Origin of the sequence: Agarivorans sp. TSD2052, from assembly GCF_023238625.1 — a bacterium.
In the GTDB taxonomy this organism is placed as follows: domain Bacteria; phylum Pseudomonadota; class Gammaproteobacteria; order Enterobacterales; family Celerinatantimonadaceae; genus Agarivorans.
The window spans coordinates 815,654-829,050 of the sequence record NZ_CP096670.1 but is presented as its reverse complement, the minus strand read 5'-3'; the positions used below and the strand labels follow the sequence as shown (position 1 = coordinate 829,050).

Here is a 13,397-nt window from a genome sequence, read left to right as displayed (position 1 = left end):
GCATCGCAGGGCTTTTTCCTTATTTCCCTCTCATTTTGATACCATTATGAAACACGCGACCTATGGTGAATACTGACAACCCTGTCAGCCTTCTCACTATCACCCAAACGAAAAGTGGGTAGTGGCTGCGCTTGCTCTCTCGCTTTTTTCAAAGCTGTATTGGGAGACATTCCTAGATACTCCACAGCAATATCTCGTTCAGGAATCACCGGGAACATACCAACATAATGAACAACATCATCCGAGCATCAAGTTTTTTGAAATTGGGGATCATTTTTTCTCCAAATTGTAATCAATTGGCTTGATTACACCTTGGAGTTATTGTTTCTCAAAGCGTTTGCGAGCGCAATAGATAGAGTGATTCTGGTAACTTAGAGTCAGCCACTGTTACTAAAGAAAGAATTAGAGAAAATGTTATTGGCGTTAAGATTTACAATCATCCCAACCAAGATTGAATGTGTTTCAGAAGTGAGATGATGCTATTGCAGTGAATTTTTTGACGATAGAAAGGTCATTGAAGAAGCATTTCGTCTCCAAATTGCCCCCTCAAAGAAAAACTGACTTGTAATGTTCTGATTAAAATAGGATTAGTTTTTATAATCCTATTAATCGAGCATCGGGGCTACCGAAAAACGATGGGGTTGGAACAGGGAAACTTCAGTCATGGGGCTCAACACATAAAAAGAAAAATTAAGTAGGTACTTTACGTTTATGACCCTACCCCTTTGAGTATGGTCAAACAAACATCAATAGCAACATGCTAGGCTAACGAATCGCTAGCCGGATAGTATACTACCGAGAGAGAAAACTTGGTAATTTTTGCCTAATTAACGAAGGATTTAGCATGGACGCAAAAACCTCTGTCATTATCCCCTATTACAATAATGATCAGTATATTGATAAAGCCTTACAATCAGTGTTTCAGCAAACGGCACCCGCCTTAGAAATCCTAGTTGTCAATGATGGCTCTAAAGAAGACTCCCGCTCATTTCTAGAAAAATATGCTCAGCAAGTTACCATTATTGACCACCCCATGAACCGGGGTATTGCTGAAGCCAGAAATACCGGCGCTAAACAGGCTAAAGGGGAGTTTTTGGCTTTTCTAGACGCTGATGATTATTGGGAAAGCAACAAGTTAGCGCTGCAACAACAGCTAATGCAAGACGAAGCAGAGCTGTCGGGCTGTCACTGCGGAACCCGCATTTTTAGTGAAGAAGGCAGCGCCAATGAAACCTGTATCAATAAACCCGAATATTTAGCCTTAAAAGACAGCCTGGTAGATTCTCATATTGTTCCATCTAGCTGGCTAGTTAAACGAGAGCATTTTATTCAAGCTGGCGGCTTTGATCCCAACGTCGTTGCCGAAGATTACGACTTGTTTCTTACCCTGCTAAGTCAGGGTCATCAATACAAGTTTATTAACCAAGCACTGGTGTGGTTTAGACGATCTAATCAAGGCAATGAATCAGCGCGCTGGCAATACATTTATTATGGACGACTCAAGGTATTCAAAAAACATTGGAAAGATCTATATAAAGAAGGCGGATTATGGGCGCTTAGTAACAACTTACAACGCACTTTTGAGTTAGCCAGTTGGCGAGCTCACGGGCTTAGGCATTACCTATTCAGGCTAGTATCTATTGGCCTGCCCCAAAACTATAAGGGTAAGTAACAACATAACTAGAGCAGCAACTGGCCTATAGCGACCGCTGTAGGCCACCAAGATGCCTTTGACATAAGCCTATGCGATGAGCAAATAGAAGCGACTAGCTAATGAGAATAAGCAACTAAGCCTAAAACCACTTGGCCTAAACGCAATGAACAACTAACAAAAGAAATAATAAAGCCTGCTTTAATGCTGCCACTGGAGGCAATCAGGACTATAGTAATCAGTGAGTGAGCTCGTAGTTTTATTTGTAAAAGTTGCAGCACATCGGATCTCATGCGATGCTTAAGCCAAAGCAACGCTATTTGGCTGTAGAATACCTTATTTGCAGCAATGCTAAATTCATTCAGACTAGGAAGTTATCTGAAACTATGGACGTAAATTTTGTAAACCCTTTTCTTAAATCTCTTCTCAATGTTCTGGAAACGATGGCTCAGTTAGAGCTGAAACCAGGTAAACCTGGTTTAAAACGAGATGAATTGGCTCGCGGTGACGTATCAGGGCTGATCGGTATGGTTGGACCGCAAACCAAGGGCTCACTTTCAATTAGCTTTGATAAGGGCTTAGCCATAGAGATCATGCGCCGTATGCTAGGCGAAGCGCCCGACTCTATAAATGAAGAAGTGACCGACATGGTGGGCGAAATCACCAACATGGTAACCGGTGGAGCCAAGCGCTTATTAGCCGACAGTGGTTATGACTTTGACATGGCTACACCGGTTGTTGTGTCTGGCCCATCTCATACTATTACCCATAAAACCGAAGGCCCTAAGGTGTTGATCCCTTTCACTTCCATTCATGGGCACGCCACCATTGAAATTTGTTTTGAAAACGTCTAACTAATCTTTGACGATAAAATGTAAGGCCTGCTCGAGGAGTTTAGTTCTCATTATTTACCGCGGGCGGGCTTACATTTAGCCATTAGCACTTTCTTCCGCAGCCCACGCCTTAATCATTACTCGACAAGAACACACCCAGCAAGCCCACGGTTACCCAAACGTTGGCGAAACCATCCACCAGCGGTAGCTCATCTGCAACGCTCCGTTCGCAGCCTTTAACTCATGCTATGGCTTTTGAGGCGGTGAGTTATTCTTTCAACCAAGCGGTAATCACCTCCTTATTGGGTACGCCGCCAGAATGCACTAACTGTTCATTGAGCACCACAGCGGGTGTAGACATCACCTGATAATTCATGATGGTTTCAAGATCCGTGACCTTTTCGACTACCACCTTGATATGTAGCTCATTGGCCGTTTGTTCAATCCGTTTGGCCGTGTTTACACAGTTGGCACAACCCGAGCCTAGCACTTTAAATGTTTTCATTTTTCTCTCCTAAAAACCCCATATAGATAAATTAAATACCCAACCCATTACGGTAAATGCCGTAAGTAGCAAGGCAAACAGTAACCCTAATAGGCGCCATTGCATGACTTGTTTTAGCATCACAAACTCAGGGATACTGGCCGCAACCGTACTCATGCAAAACGCCAAAGTAGTACCTATTGGTAATCCATTTCTGAGCAAACTTTCCATAATCGGAATCACGCCAGTAGCATTTGAATAAAGCGGAATGCCCACCAATACAGCGGCAGGTACAGACCACCATTGCCCTGCCCCCAAATGCGCTTCTATCCAGCCCTCTGGAACAAAGCCATGCAAACCGGCACCAATGCCCACACCAATAAATACCCACTTCCAAACCCGCCCCACTATCTCAGCCATCTCTTGTTTGGCGAAAGTATGCCTAGCACTTAATGAGAGCCTGCTCGATGGCTGATCGCCTAAAGGAGATTGCCGTTGCGCCTTAGCGGCTTTCATCGCTTTGGTCGCAAACGGTTGCAACCAACGCTCTGCCCCTATCACATCCCAAAAAAGGCCACTTAATACCCCAATCAACATCCCTACACCCACATACAGCAAGGTAAACTTCCAACCCAGCAAGCTAAATAGCAACAGAATGGCAATTTCATTAATCAATGGAGAGGTGATCAAAAATGCCATAGTAATGCCCAGCGGAATGCCTGCCGACGTAAACCCTAAAAACACCGGAATACTAGAACAAGAACAAAAAGGTGTAATGGCCCCAAAAAAACTGCCGCTCAAATAACCAAAAACCCGCTTTTTACCCGCCAGATAGTAACGAACCTTCTCCACATTGAGCGACGCACGAAACAGGGCGATGACATAAATCATTACCACTAATAGCAGCATGATTTTGCTGGTATCTTCGATAAAAAAATGTACCGCTCCCGCCAACTTCGAAGCGCGAGGCAAAGCCAATACCTGATAAGTTAACCAGTCGGCCAGCAGGGCAAAAATTTCAAACATATCGGCTCCTATATTCCTACAAGCAAGGCTTAGCGATGTTTAGCCGATGCTTTCTAATAAGACGCATGCACGCCCTAAAAGATGCACATTAATCTTGGCTGAGAATATAAAGAGATGTGAAAGAGGGCTTAACTCGAGGTTTTTGGTACATAGCAACAAACCCGCTGCTGCTCATCTAGCCGAATTAGACACTGCTTTTTTAGGGTGAGTTTAAGCTTATTACGGGCGCGTTGAATGCGCGACTTGGTGGCACTTAAGCTTAAGCCATGTTGGTTTGCGAACTGTTGCTGCGCCATGCCTTTCAGATCACAAGCTTCAATGATGTTTTGATCGGCCGGGCTTAACTGCTTTAGGGCGATAGGTAAACACTGAGCAAGGCTATCAACAACGGGCTGCTCCTCCGTAGTGTCTGCGTAAGCAGAAAGCAATAAGCCATCATCATAGCTAAGTCGCTTAGATTGCCTCAACATATCTACATACAAATTTCGGGCAACCCGAAATAGCCACGAACGTTGGTTTTTGATATCACAAAAGGCTTTTTTTTGCTGCAAGGCCCGTAGAAAGGTTTCTTGCAGCAAATCAAAAGCAATCTCTTGATTGGCCGATTGTTTAAGTAACCAGTAATAAAGTTCAGACTCGGTTAAATGCCACGTATCTAGAAGGCATGGCACTGTTAACGAATCACATATATCAGACATGGTATTATCACTTATCATCTAATGGGCAATATTTGGCGTAGCGGGTAAGCCCTATTAACGAGTGTAATGGATTAAAACAGAATCTGTAGTGTGGCGGGTTAAAGTTTCGCTCATACCCAGAAGTGTTGGCAAAGATATCCCGAACAATCAGCACTTGGTTAAGCTTACTACTCAACTGCCCCCGCCAAACAAATCGAGGAAACGGTCATGAAGGATATTGTCTTAGAATCTGAGATAACGTGCCCAAACTGTGGCCATAAAAAAGTAGACATGATGCCCACAAACGCCTGCCAGTGGTATTACCCATGTGAACAATGCCAACAGCTATTAACACCTAAAGCCGGGGACTGTTGTGTGTATTGCTCCTACGGCACGGTGCCTTGCCCCCCAATACAACAAAACCCCACTAACAAAGGTTGCTGCGCGAGTTAAACCAATAAAGCCCAATAACAACGGGAGCATGGGCCTAATGGGTTATTAAGGTTGAGAGGCATTAAGGAAATTTAAGACACAAAAAAGCCGTCACTAGGACGGCTTTTTCTAATTTGGTACCAGAGGCCGGACTTGAACCGGCACGTTATTTCTAACGGGGGATTTTGAATCCCCTATGTCTACCAATTTCATCACTCTGGCATTTGTTTTACTCGCCTTAGCGAGTGATTGGCATTATAAGCTGCGTTTTAAGATTGGCAAGCGCTTTTTAACCAATAAGGCGCTAAGTGTTTAAGAATTGCGCTAGCGCTATGCTTATTCGGCCTAAGCGGCAAAAAATGACGATTAATTACTCTGTGCCCGCTAGTTTTGCTAAAATGCGCAAAATTTCTGAGGGTTAACATAGATGAGCCAAGTTTCTTCTTTTGCACAGCTTCCATCAGCCGGCTTTTTTCGCCGACTCGGTGCTTACATATACGATGCTGTAATGGCAATTGCCATTGCAATGGTTGCCACCATGATTGGCCTAGCGATGGTTGCGCTGTCCACCAGCATGGGCTGGACCATTTTACCCGAGGGCATAGAGCACGCGAACTACTTAGTATCGCAAATTTGGTTTCAGGGATTGATGTGGGGCAGTATTATTTTGTTCTATATTTGGTTTTGGCATAACTCGGGGCAAACCATTGGTATGCGCGCTTGGCGACTACGGGTGCAAAATAAAGACGGCTCTAACATTAGCTATTCGCAGGCTTTAATTCGCTTATTTACCTCTGCACTGGGCTTAGGCAATTTGATGGTTATTGTCACCAAAGACAATACTGCTTTTCAAGATATGTGGGGCCAATGCAAGGTGGTAACTTTACCTAAAAAGTAAGCCCTCTAGCCCCCCAGCGAAGATTAATCGCCTCGCTTATGCGCGGCGATTAATAAGATAAAAAGCAATCGCTAGCACTAATACACTAGGTATAGCGGCACTAAAATAAGGTGGCACCCCATAAACTAGGCTCATTGAGCCAAGTACCTGATCCAAAATATAGTAACTAAAGCCTGCTACCACACCTAACATAATTTTGGCCCCCATGCTGGAACTCCGCAATGGGCCAAACACAAACGACAAGGCCAGCAACATCATAATACCGGTTAATATCGGCATCATTAATTTGCGTGCTAGGGCCAGCTCGTAGCGCGCTGGGTCTTGCTTGTTTTGCTTTAAATAACCGATATATGAGTACATGCCAGATATCGATAAATCGTGCGGCTTAATGGTTACCACACTCAATTTATCTGGTGTTAGTGTGCTGCTCCAAGGGTAGTCGTCATACACCTGCCTAATCACTCCGTCATCACTGAAGTCTGTCACTTTTGCTTGGCGAATGATCCAGCGGTTTGAATCATAAAAGGCTTGGTTACCTTCCACTTGTTGATAAAGCTCGGCGTCATCATTGAAGCGATAAATGGTAATATTAAACAGCTCTTTGCTCTCTTGAACTTCTCCAATATTTACAAAGCTGTCACCATCTTTAGCCCATACACCGCGCTGCACGGCAACTAATGCCCCACCCGATATTTTGCTTGAGCGCAGCTCTTTAGCGGCTAAATCGGTACGCGGAGCCACATACTCGCCTAATAACATCATCGCAATCATCATTGGCACAGCGGTTTTTACCACCGCGGTGGCAATATTCAACCTTGATAAACCGGCGCTTTGCATCACCACTAGCTCACTGGTGCTAGCCAACGAACCTAAGCCAATTAATGAGCCTAATAAGGCCGCCATAGGAAAAAATACTTCCAGCTCTCGCGGCACACTAAGTAGTACATACCAAAGCGCATCAACCACTTGATAATCACCTTGGCCAACACTGCCAAGCTGCTCCACAAACTTAACGATCATGCTCAGGCTTTGTAAGGTAACCAGTACCAGCAGGCAAGACATAATAATGGTGCGCCCAATGTACCAATCAAGAATTCGAAACACAGGCTTTTCCTTTAATCTTTCCACGCATTTTTAAGTAGTATTCACTGCGAATAAACAGGTACGCCAAGGCTATAACCAGCATCAATAAATGCACCGACCATAAACCAATATGAGGCGCTAAGCTGCCATCTTCCACACCGCTGCGTGCAGCACTTAGCATCAGGTAATAACTGAGGTAAAGTAGTATCGCCGGTAGCAATTTAGCATAACGGCCTTGTCGAGGGTTTACCGCTGCGAGTGGTACCACCATAAAGGTCAAAATGGGAATGGTTAAGGGCAACGATATTCGCCACTGCAATTCAGCAATGTGCGTTAACTCGGTAGCCCCCCATAAATCACGAGTAGGCAAAGACCATAAGCGCCTTTGTGATTGGTTACCTTCCTGTTGGCGTAAGTAAACCCTATAGCGCTCAAAATGCAGCACGCTATAGTCTAGTTGTTCGGGCGCTTTCTCATAACGTTTACCGTTCGTTAGCACCATCCATTGCGAACCGTCAGTGCGTCGTTCAATACCGCCTTCTGCGGCCATGACAACCGAGGGGCGAGTATCGGAATCACCTGAAGGCGTATGGGCAACAAACACTTTTTCTAAGTGTTGGCCTTTATTTTCAATTTGTTCAACAAAAGTAACAACCCCACCACCTAAAGATTCAAAGCGCCCCTGAACTAATACCGAGATCCCCGCTTCGGCGTCCATTTGATCAAATAGCTTTTGTTCGAGTTCATTGGTATAGGGGCTGAGGTATAGGGTATTAAAGCCAGCAGCAGCTGTTGAGAACAGTGCCAAAATCAAGGTGTCTCGCAACAGCTGGGCAGTACTGTAGCCGCAGGCTTGCAATACCACCATTTCACTATCAGCGTATAAACGGCCGTGAGCCACCAAAACACCAAGGAACATGCTTATTGGCAAGATAAGAATCAAAAAGGCCGGCATATTTAACAACATAACCTTAGCGATGATTTCGCCGGCCACATTGCCTTCTGCCGCTTGCCCCAAGACTCGGACAAATTTTTGTGAGGTAAAAATCAACAGCAAAACGGCCAACACTGCCAGTTGCGTTTTTGCAGTTTCTTTAAACAGATAGCGGAATATTAGCACTCAGTCATTCACTTCAAACATAGAACTTTGCTGGTAATAGCAAAATTTTCAGATAAACTTTCTATTTTTTACAGTTTCGCATAGCAATATGCGCCTGTATAACCCATATTTGTTTAATCAGCAGACAAGATCAGTAATCAGATCCTAGTCAGTCGGCTATCTTAACCCAGTTTTGGTGATTGTAGGAGTATTCATGGAGTTTAGCGTAAAAAGCGGCAGCCCGGAAAAACAACGAAGCGCGTGTATTGTTGTTGGAGTGTATGAACCACGCCGTTTATCACCAGTAGCCGAGCAACTAGATAAAATCAGTGATGGCTACATCAGCGCCTTATTGCGCCGCGGTGACCTAGAAGGTAAAGCCGGACAAGTATTGTTACTGCATCATGTACCTAACGTATTAAGTGAACGGGTATTGTTGGTAGGTTGTGGTAAAGAGCGCGAGTTAAACGAGCGTCAATACCGCCAAATCATTACCAAAACCATTAATACCTTAAACGACACAGGTTCTATGGAAGCGGTATGCTTCTTACCCGAGCTACACGTTAAATCACGCAATACTTATTGGAAGGTTCGTCAAGCGGTTGAAACCACCCAAGAGAGCTTATATAGCTTTGATATGCTTAAAAGTAATCGTGAAGAAACCCGTCGTCCACTACGCAAGATTGTGTTCAATGTGCCTACTCGCCGTGAATTAACCATTGGTGAAAACGCCGTGCAGCATGGTTTGGCGGTAGCCCGTGGGGTGAAACATGCTAAAGATTTAGCCAATCTCCCGCCTAACATTTGTAACCCCGCTTACTTAGCCGAGCAAGCTAAAGAGCTGGCTGAAAAATACGACAACGTTACAGTAAGTACCCTTGGCGAAGCTGACATGGCCGAGTTAAAAATGGATTCTTACTTAGCGGTAGGCCGCGGTTCAGAGAATGAATCAATCATGAGCATCATTGAATATTGTGCCCCTGGCTGCGAAGACCAAAAACCGATTGTATTAGTAGGTAAAGGCCTTACTTTTGATTCAGGTGGTATTTCACTAAAACCAGGCGCAGGCATGGATGAAATGAAATATGACATGGGTGGTGCTGCGGGTGTATACGGCACAATGAAAGCTCTTGCAGAGTTACAACTGCCGCTAAAAGTAACCGGCATCTTGGCTGGCTGTGAAAACATGCCAAATGGCAATGCCTACCGCCCAGGTGATGTGATTACTACGATGTCTGGTATCACCGTTGAAGTGCTTAATACCGACGCTGAAGGGCGCATGGTATTGTGTGATGTTCTTACCTACGTAGAGCGTTACGACCCAGAGTTAGTCATTGATGTTGCCACCTTAACCGGTGCATGTGTGGTGGCTTTAGGTCATCACACTAGTGGCTTAATGACTCCACATAACCCACTAGCCCATGATTTGCTAAACTGTGCAGAGCAAAGTGGCGACAAAACGTGGCGACTACCATTAGGTGAAGAATACCAAGAGCAGTTAGCCAGCAACTTTGCTGACATGGCTAATATTGGAGGCAAAACTGCCGGTTCAATTACCGCAGCCTGTTTCTTATCGCGCTTCACTAAAAAGTACAACTGGGCTCACCTAGATATTGCCGGTACCGCATGGAAAACCGGTGGAGAGAAAGGTGCAACCGGTCGACCAGTGCCGCTGCTTACTCAGTTTTTACTGAGTAAAACAGGACAAGAAGTCGAAGAATAAGCACTAAGTTATTTGCTACCTACAGGGAGCTTAGCTCCCTGTTTTGGTTTTTAACGGGCTTTGCCTTTTAATGTTTAGTGGCCGCGGTTATCGTTGCCGAGCTTATTTCAAACAAGTAGTCTCTAGCGTATGCAAGCGAAATTTTATATCATGCCCGATTCTGTCACCACTGACAGCGAAGCGCTCGATAAAATAGTGTGCCAAATAGTTGCGCAGTATTACAGAAATGGTGAACGCATTTTTGTTTATACCTCATCGCAACAACACGCCGAGCGGCTTGATGAACAGCTGTGGAAATTTGAGCCAGAGCAGTTTGTCCCGCATAACCTCAGTGGTGAGGGCCCCCAAGGTGGGGCGCCTGTCGAGATATCTTGGCAAGCACCTAGGCAACGCCGCCAGTGTTTAGTGAACCTCACAGATACCGCGCCCGAGTTTGCCAGGAATTTTCAACATATTATCGATTTTGTGCCAGCAGATGAAACCGGCAAGGCTGCGGCTAGAGAACGTTATCGAGTGTATCGCCAGCAGGGTCTACAATTAGACACTGCCGCATACACAAACCCAGACATTACATAGAGTCAGTACATCCAATGGAAAAGACCTACAACCCTAGCGCTATTGAACAGGCGCTTTATCAAGAATGGGAACAACAAGGCCATTTTAAGCCGCATGGCGACACCTCTAAAGAGGCGTTTAGCATCATGATCCCACCGCCAAACGTCACTGGCAGCTTGCATATGGGACATGCTTTTCAAGACACCATTATGGATACGCTGATCCGTTATCAACGCATGCAGGGCAAAAATACCTTGTGGCAAGTGGGTACCGACCATGCAGGTATTGCGACCCAAATGGTCGTAGAGCGTAAAATTGCTGCTGAAGAAGACAAAACTAAACACGATTATGGTCGTGAAGCCTTCATCGACAAAATCTGGGATTGGAAAGCAGAATCTGGCGGTACCATTACCAAACAGTTACGTCGATTAGGTGCCTCTGTGGATTGGGAGCGTGAGCGCTTTACCATGGATAAAGGCATGTCTAAAGCGGTAGAAGAAGCCTTTGTACGTTTGTACGAAGACGACCTCATTTACCGTGGCAAACGCCTAGTAAACTGGGATCCAAAGCTACACACCGCTATTTCAGACTTAGAAGTTGAAAATAAAGAGCAAAAGGGCCACATGTGGCACCTGCGCTACCCGCTGGCCGATGGTGAAACCACCAGTGAAGGCCTTAACTACCTCGTGGTAGCCACCACTCGCCCAGAAACAATGCTTGGTGATACGGGTGTTGCGGTTAACCCAGACGATCCCCGTTATAACGGCTTAATTGGTAAATTTATCGAATTGCCTTTGGTTGGCCGTCGCATTCCTATTGTGGGTGACGAACACGCCGATATGGAAAAAGGGACTGGTTGTGTGAAAATCACCCCAGCCCACGACTTCAATGACTGCGAAGTCGGTAAGCGCCACCAATTACCAATGATCAACATTCTTACCTTGAATGCTGACATTCGTGACGAAGCAGAAGTATTTAATACAAAGGGTGAGCCATCAAAAGCCTACTCAACCGACATTCCAGCCGAGTACCAAGGCCTTGAGCGCTTTGCGGCCCGTAAAGCCATTGTTGCCAAGTTTGATGAACTCGGTTTACTAGAAGAAGTGGCAGAGCATAACAACACCGTTCCTTATGGAGACCGTGGTGGCGTAGTGATTGAGCCAATGCTTACTGACCAATGGTATGTACGTGCTGCCCCGCTAGCTAAAACAGCAACCGAAGCGGTAGAAAATGGCGATATTAAATTTGTTCCACAGCAATACGAGAACATGTACTTCTCGTGGATGCGTGATATTCAAGATTGGTGTATCTCTCGCCAACTTTGGTGGGGACACCGCATCCCAGCTTGGTACGACGAGGCAGGCAAAGTGTACGTAGGCCGAGATGAAGCCGAAGTACGCAGCAATCATGGATTAAGCGACGACATAAGCCTTCGCCAAGACGAAGATGTCCTTGATACCTGGTTCTCTTCAGGTTTATGGACCTTTGCCACCCAGGGCTGGCCAGAGAAAACCCCAAACCTTGCTACCTTCCACCCGAGTGACGTATTGGTAACGGGTTTTGACATTATCTTCTTCTGGGTTGCCAGAATGATCATGATGACTATGTACTTCATCAAAGACGAAAACAACAAACCCCAAGTGCCGTTTAACACCGTGTATGTCACAGGGCTTATTCGCGATGAGAACGGCGATAAAATGTCTAAATCAAAGGGCAACGTGCTTGATCCTTTAGATATGATAGACGGCATCGATTTAGAAAGCTTAGTCACTAAGCGTTGTGGCAACATGATGCAGCCACAGCTTGCCAAAAAGATTGAGAAAGATACCCGTAAAACCTTTGAAGGTGGCATTGAAGCCCATGGCACCGATGCTCTGCGTTTCACCCTAGCAGCAATGGCGACCACTGGTCGTGACATTAACTGGGACATGAACCGCCTTGAGGGCTACCGTAACTTCTGTAACAAGTTATGGAACGCCAGCCGCTATGTATTAATGAATACCGAAGAGCAAGACTGCGGGAAAGACGGCGGCGAAATGGAATTTTCACTGGCTGATCGCTGGATCGAAGGCCAGTATCAAGAAACCATTAAAGCTTACCGCGAAGCCCTAGATACTTACCGCTTCGACATTGCCGCTCAGCTAATTTACGAATTTACCTGGAACCAGTTCTGTGGTTGGTACTTAGAGTTAACCAAACCGGTATTGTTCAAAGGTAACCAAGCACAGCAACGCGGTACCCGCTATACCCTGCTAAATGTATTAGAAAGTCTGTTACGCCTAATGCACCCGATTACGCCATACATCACCGAAACCATTTGGCGCCAAGTGGCACCGTTAGCCGGTAAAGCGCAAGCTAGCGATAGCATTATGCTGCAAGCCTTTCCTGAGTTTGACGCATCACGCATTGACCAAGCAGCGGTAGCCGATTTAGAGTGGCTGAAACAGTTCATTCTAGCGATCCGTAATATTCGTGGTGAGATGGACATTAGCCCCAACAAACCACTTAGCGTATTGCTGAAAAATGCCTCTGCTGAAGACTTACGTCGCTTGAACGACAATGCTCCGTTCTTAGCGTCACTGGCCAAACTAGAAAATACCACCGCATTGGCCGAAGGCGAACAAGCTCCGGCCTCAGCAACCGCTATTTTGGGTGATATGGAAATATTGATCCCAATGGCTGGCTTAATCGACAAAGACGCCGAGTTAGCACGGATTGGCAAACAACTTGAAAAACTAGAAAAAGAGCTAGCTAAAGTGTCTGGTAAGCTGTCTAACCAAAAGTTTGTGGCGAACGCACCTGAGCAAGTGATTGCTAAAGAACGTGCCAAGCTAGAAGAAATGGAAAGCGCTAAAGCTAAGCTTGTGGCTCAGCAAGAGACTATCGCGGCACTGTAAAACACCGCCTATAAAAAAGTCCTCCCCATGGAGGACTTT

The 13,397-nt window shown here is 45.5% G+C and carries 13 protein-coding genes and 1 tRNA gene; 7 read left to right on the top strand and 7 right to left on the bottom strand.

The window, feature by feature from the left end; genetic code table 11:
- Nucleotides 1-44: 44 nt before the first annotated feature.
- Nucleotides 45-218 carry a pyocin activator PrtN family protein gene (locus tag M0C34_RS21275; RefSeq protein WP_371923110.1) on the bottom strand — a complete coding sequence of 58 codons (174 nt, stop codon included), beginning with the start codon at nt 216-218 and terminating at the stop codon, nt 45-47.
- Nucleotides 219-844: 626 nt separating this feature from the next.
- Here M0C34_RS21275 and M0C34_RS03800 point away from each other — a divergent pair.
- The gene (locus tag M0C34_RS03800; RefSeq protein WP_248714328.1) at nt 845-1,672 is read left to right on the top strand and encodes a glycosyltransferase family 2 protein; all 828 of its coding nucleotides are present in this window, start codon (nt 845-847) and stop codon (nt 1,670-1,672) included.
- Between the two features lie 365 nt (nt 1,673-2,037).
- Nucleotides 2,038-2,505 carry a chemotaxis protein CheX gene (locus tag M0C34_RS03795; protein ID WP_248715590.1) on the top strand — a complete coding sequence of 156 codons (468 nt, stop codon included), beginning with the start codon at nt 2,038-2,040 and terminating at the stop codon, nt 2,503-2,505.
- A gap of 247 nt (nt 2,506-2,752) precedes the next feature.
- On the opposite strand, the gene M0C34_RS03790 is transcribed toward M0C34_RS03795, so the two are convergent.
- The 3 genes from M0C34_RS03790 to M0C34_RS03780 form a co-directional block, all read right to left on the bottom strand.
- The gene (locus M0C34_RS03790) at nt 2,753-2,989 is read right to left on the bottom strand and encodes a thioredoxin family protein (RefSeq protein WP_248714327.1); all 237 of its coding nucleotides are present in this window, start codon (nt 2,987-2,989) and stop codon (nt 2,753-2,755) included.
- A gap of 9 nt (nt 2,990-2,998) precedes the next feature.
- Nucleotides 2,999-3,994 carry a permease gene (locus M0C34_RS03785; protein ID WP_248714326.1) on the bottom strand — a complete coding sequence of 332 codons (996 nt, stop codon included), beginning with the start codon at nt 3,992-3,994 and terminating at the stop codon, nt 2,999-3,001.
- 128 nt (nt 3,995-4,122) lie between these two features.
- Nucleotides 4,123-4,692: a sigma-70 family RNA polymerase sigma factor gene (locus M0C34_RS03780; protein WP_248714325.1), complete on the bottom strand. Its 570-nt coding sequence runs from the start codon at nt 4,690-4,692 to the stop codon at nt 4,123-4,125.
- A 207-nt stretch (nt 4,693-4,899) separates the two neighbouring features.
- On the opposite strand from M0C34_RS03780, the gene M0C34_RS03775 reads away from it, so the two are divergent.
- Complete coding sequence (locus M0C34_RS03775; protein ID WP_248714324.1) at nt 4,900-5,124, top strand: GDCCVxC domain-containing (seleno)protein; 225 nt, start codon at nt 4,900-4,902, stop codon at nt 5,122-5,124.
- 114 nt (nt 5,125-5,238) lie between these two features.
- Here M0C34_RS03775 and M0C34_RS03770 read toward each other — a convergent pair.
- Nucleotides 5,239-5,325: transfer RNA gene (locus tag M0C34_RS03770), tRNA-Leu, on the bottom strand.
- A 205-nt stretch (nt 5,326-5,530) separates the two neighbouring features.
- Here M0C34_RS03770 and M0C34_RS03765 point away from each other — a divergent pair.
- On the top strand, nt 5,531-6,001 hold the full coding sequence (locus M0C34_RS03765) for an RDD family protein (protein ID WP_248714323.1): 471 nt from the start codon (nt 5,531-5,533) through the stop codon (nt 5,999-6,001).
- A gap of 36 nt (nt 6,002-6,037) precedes the next feature.
- Here M0C34_RS03765 and lptG read toward each other — a convergent pair whose 3' ends face one another.
- A complete protein-coding gene (lptG, locus tag M0C34_RS03760) occupies nt 6,038-7,105 on the bottom strand; it encodes an LPS export ABC transporter permease LptG (protein WP_248714322.1) in 1,068 nt (355 codons plus the stop codon).
- Nucleotides 7,089-8,204, bottom strand: coding sequence for an LPS export ABC transporter permease LptF (gene lptF, locus M0C34_RS03755; RefSeq protein WP_248714321.1), 1,116 nt, complete (start codon nt 8,202-8,204; stop codon nt 7,089-7,091). Before lptF ends, lptG begins: the two co-directional genes overlap by 17 nt.
- A gap of 193 nt (nt 8,205-8,397) precedes the next feature.
- Here lptF and pepA point away from each other — a divergent pair, with 193 nt between their 5' ends.
- The 3 genes from pepA to M0C34_RS03740 all read left to right on the top strand — a co-directional run bounded on the left by pepA (nt 8,398) and on the right by M0C34_RS03740 (nt 13,358).
- Entirely contained in the window at nt 8,398-9,906 is a 1,509-nt protein-coding gene (pepA, locus tag M0C34_RS03750) for a leucyl aminopeptidase (protein ID WP_248714320.1), read from the top strand.
- A gap of 129 nt (nt 9,907-10,035) precedes the next feature.
- Entirely contained in the window at nt 10,036-10,482 is a 447-nt protein-coding gene (locus tag M0C34_RS03745; protein WP_248714319.1) for a DNA polymerase III subunit chi, read from the top strand.
- Nucleotides 10,483-10,496: 14 nt separating this feature from the next.
- Nucleotides 10,497-13,358, top strand: coding sequence for a valine--tRNA ligase (locus M0C34_RS03740; protein WP_248714318.1), 2,862 nt, complete (start codon nt 10,497-10,499; stop codon nt 13,356-13,358).
- Nucleotides 13,359-13,397: the final 39 nt, after the last annotated feature.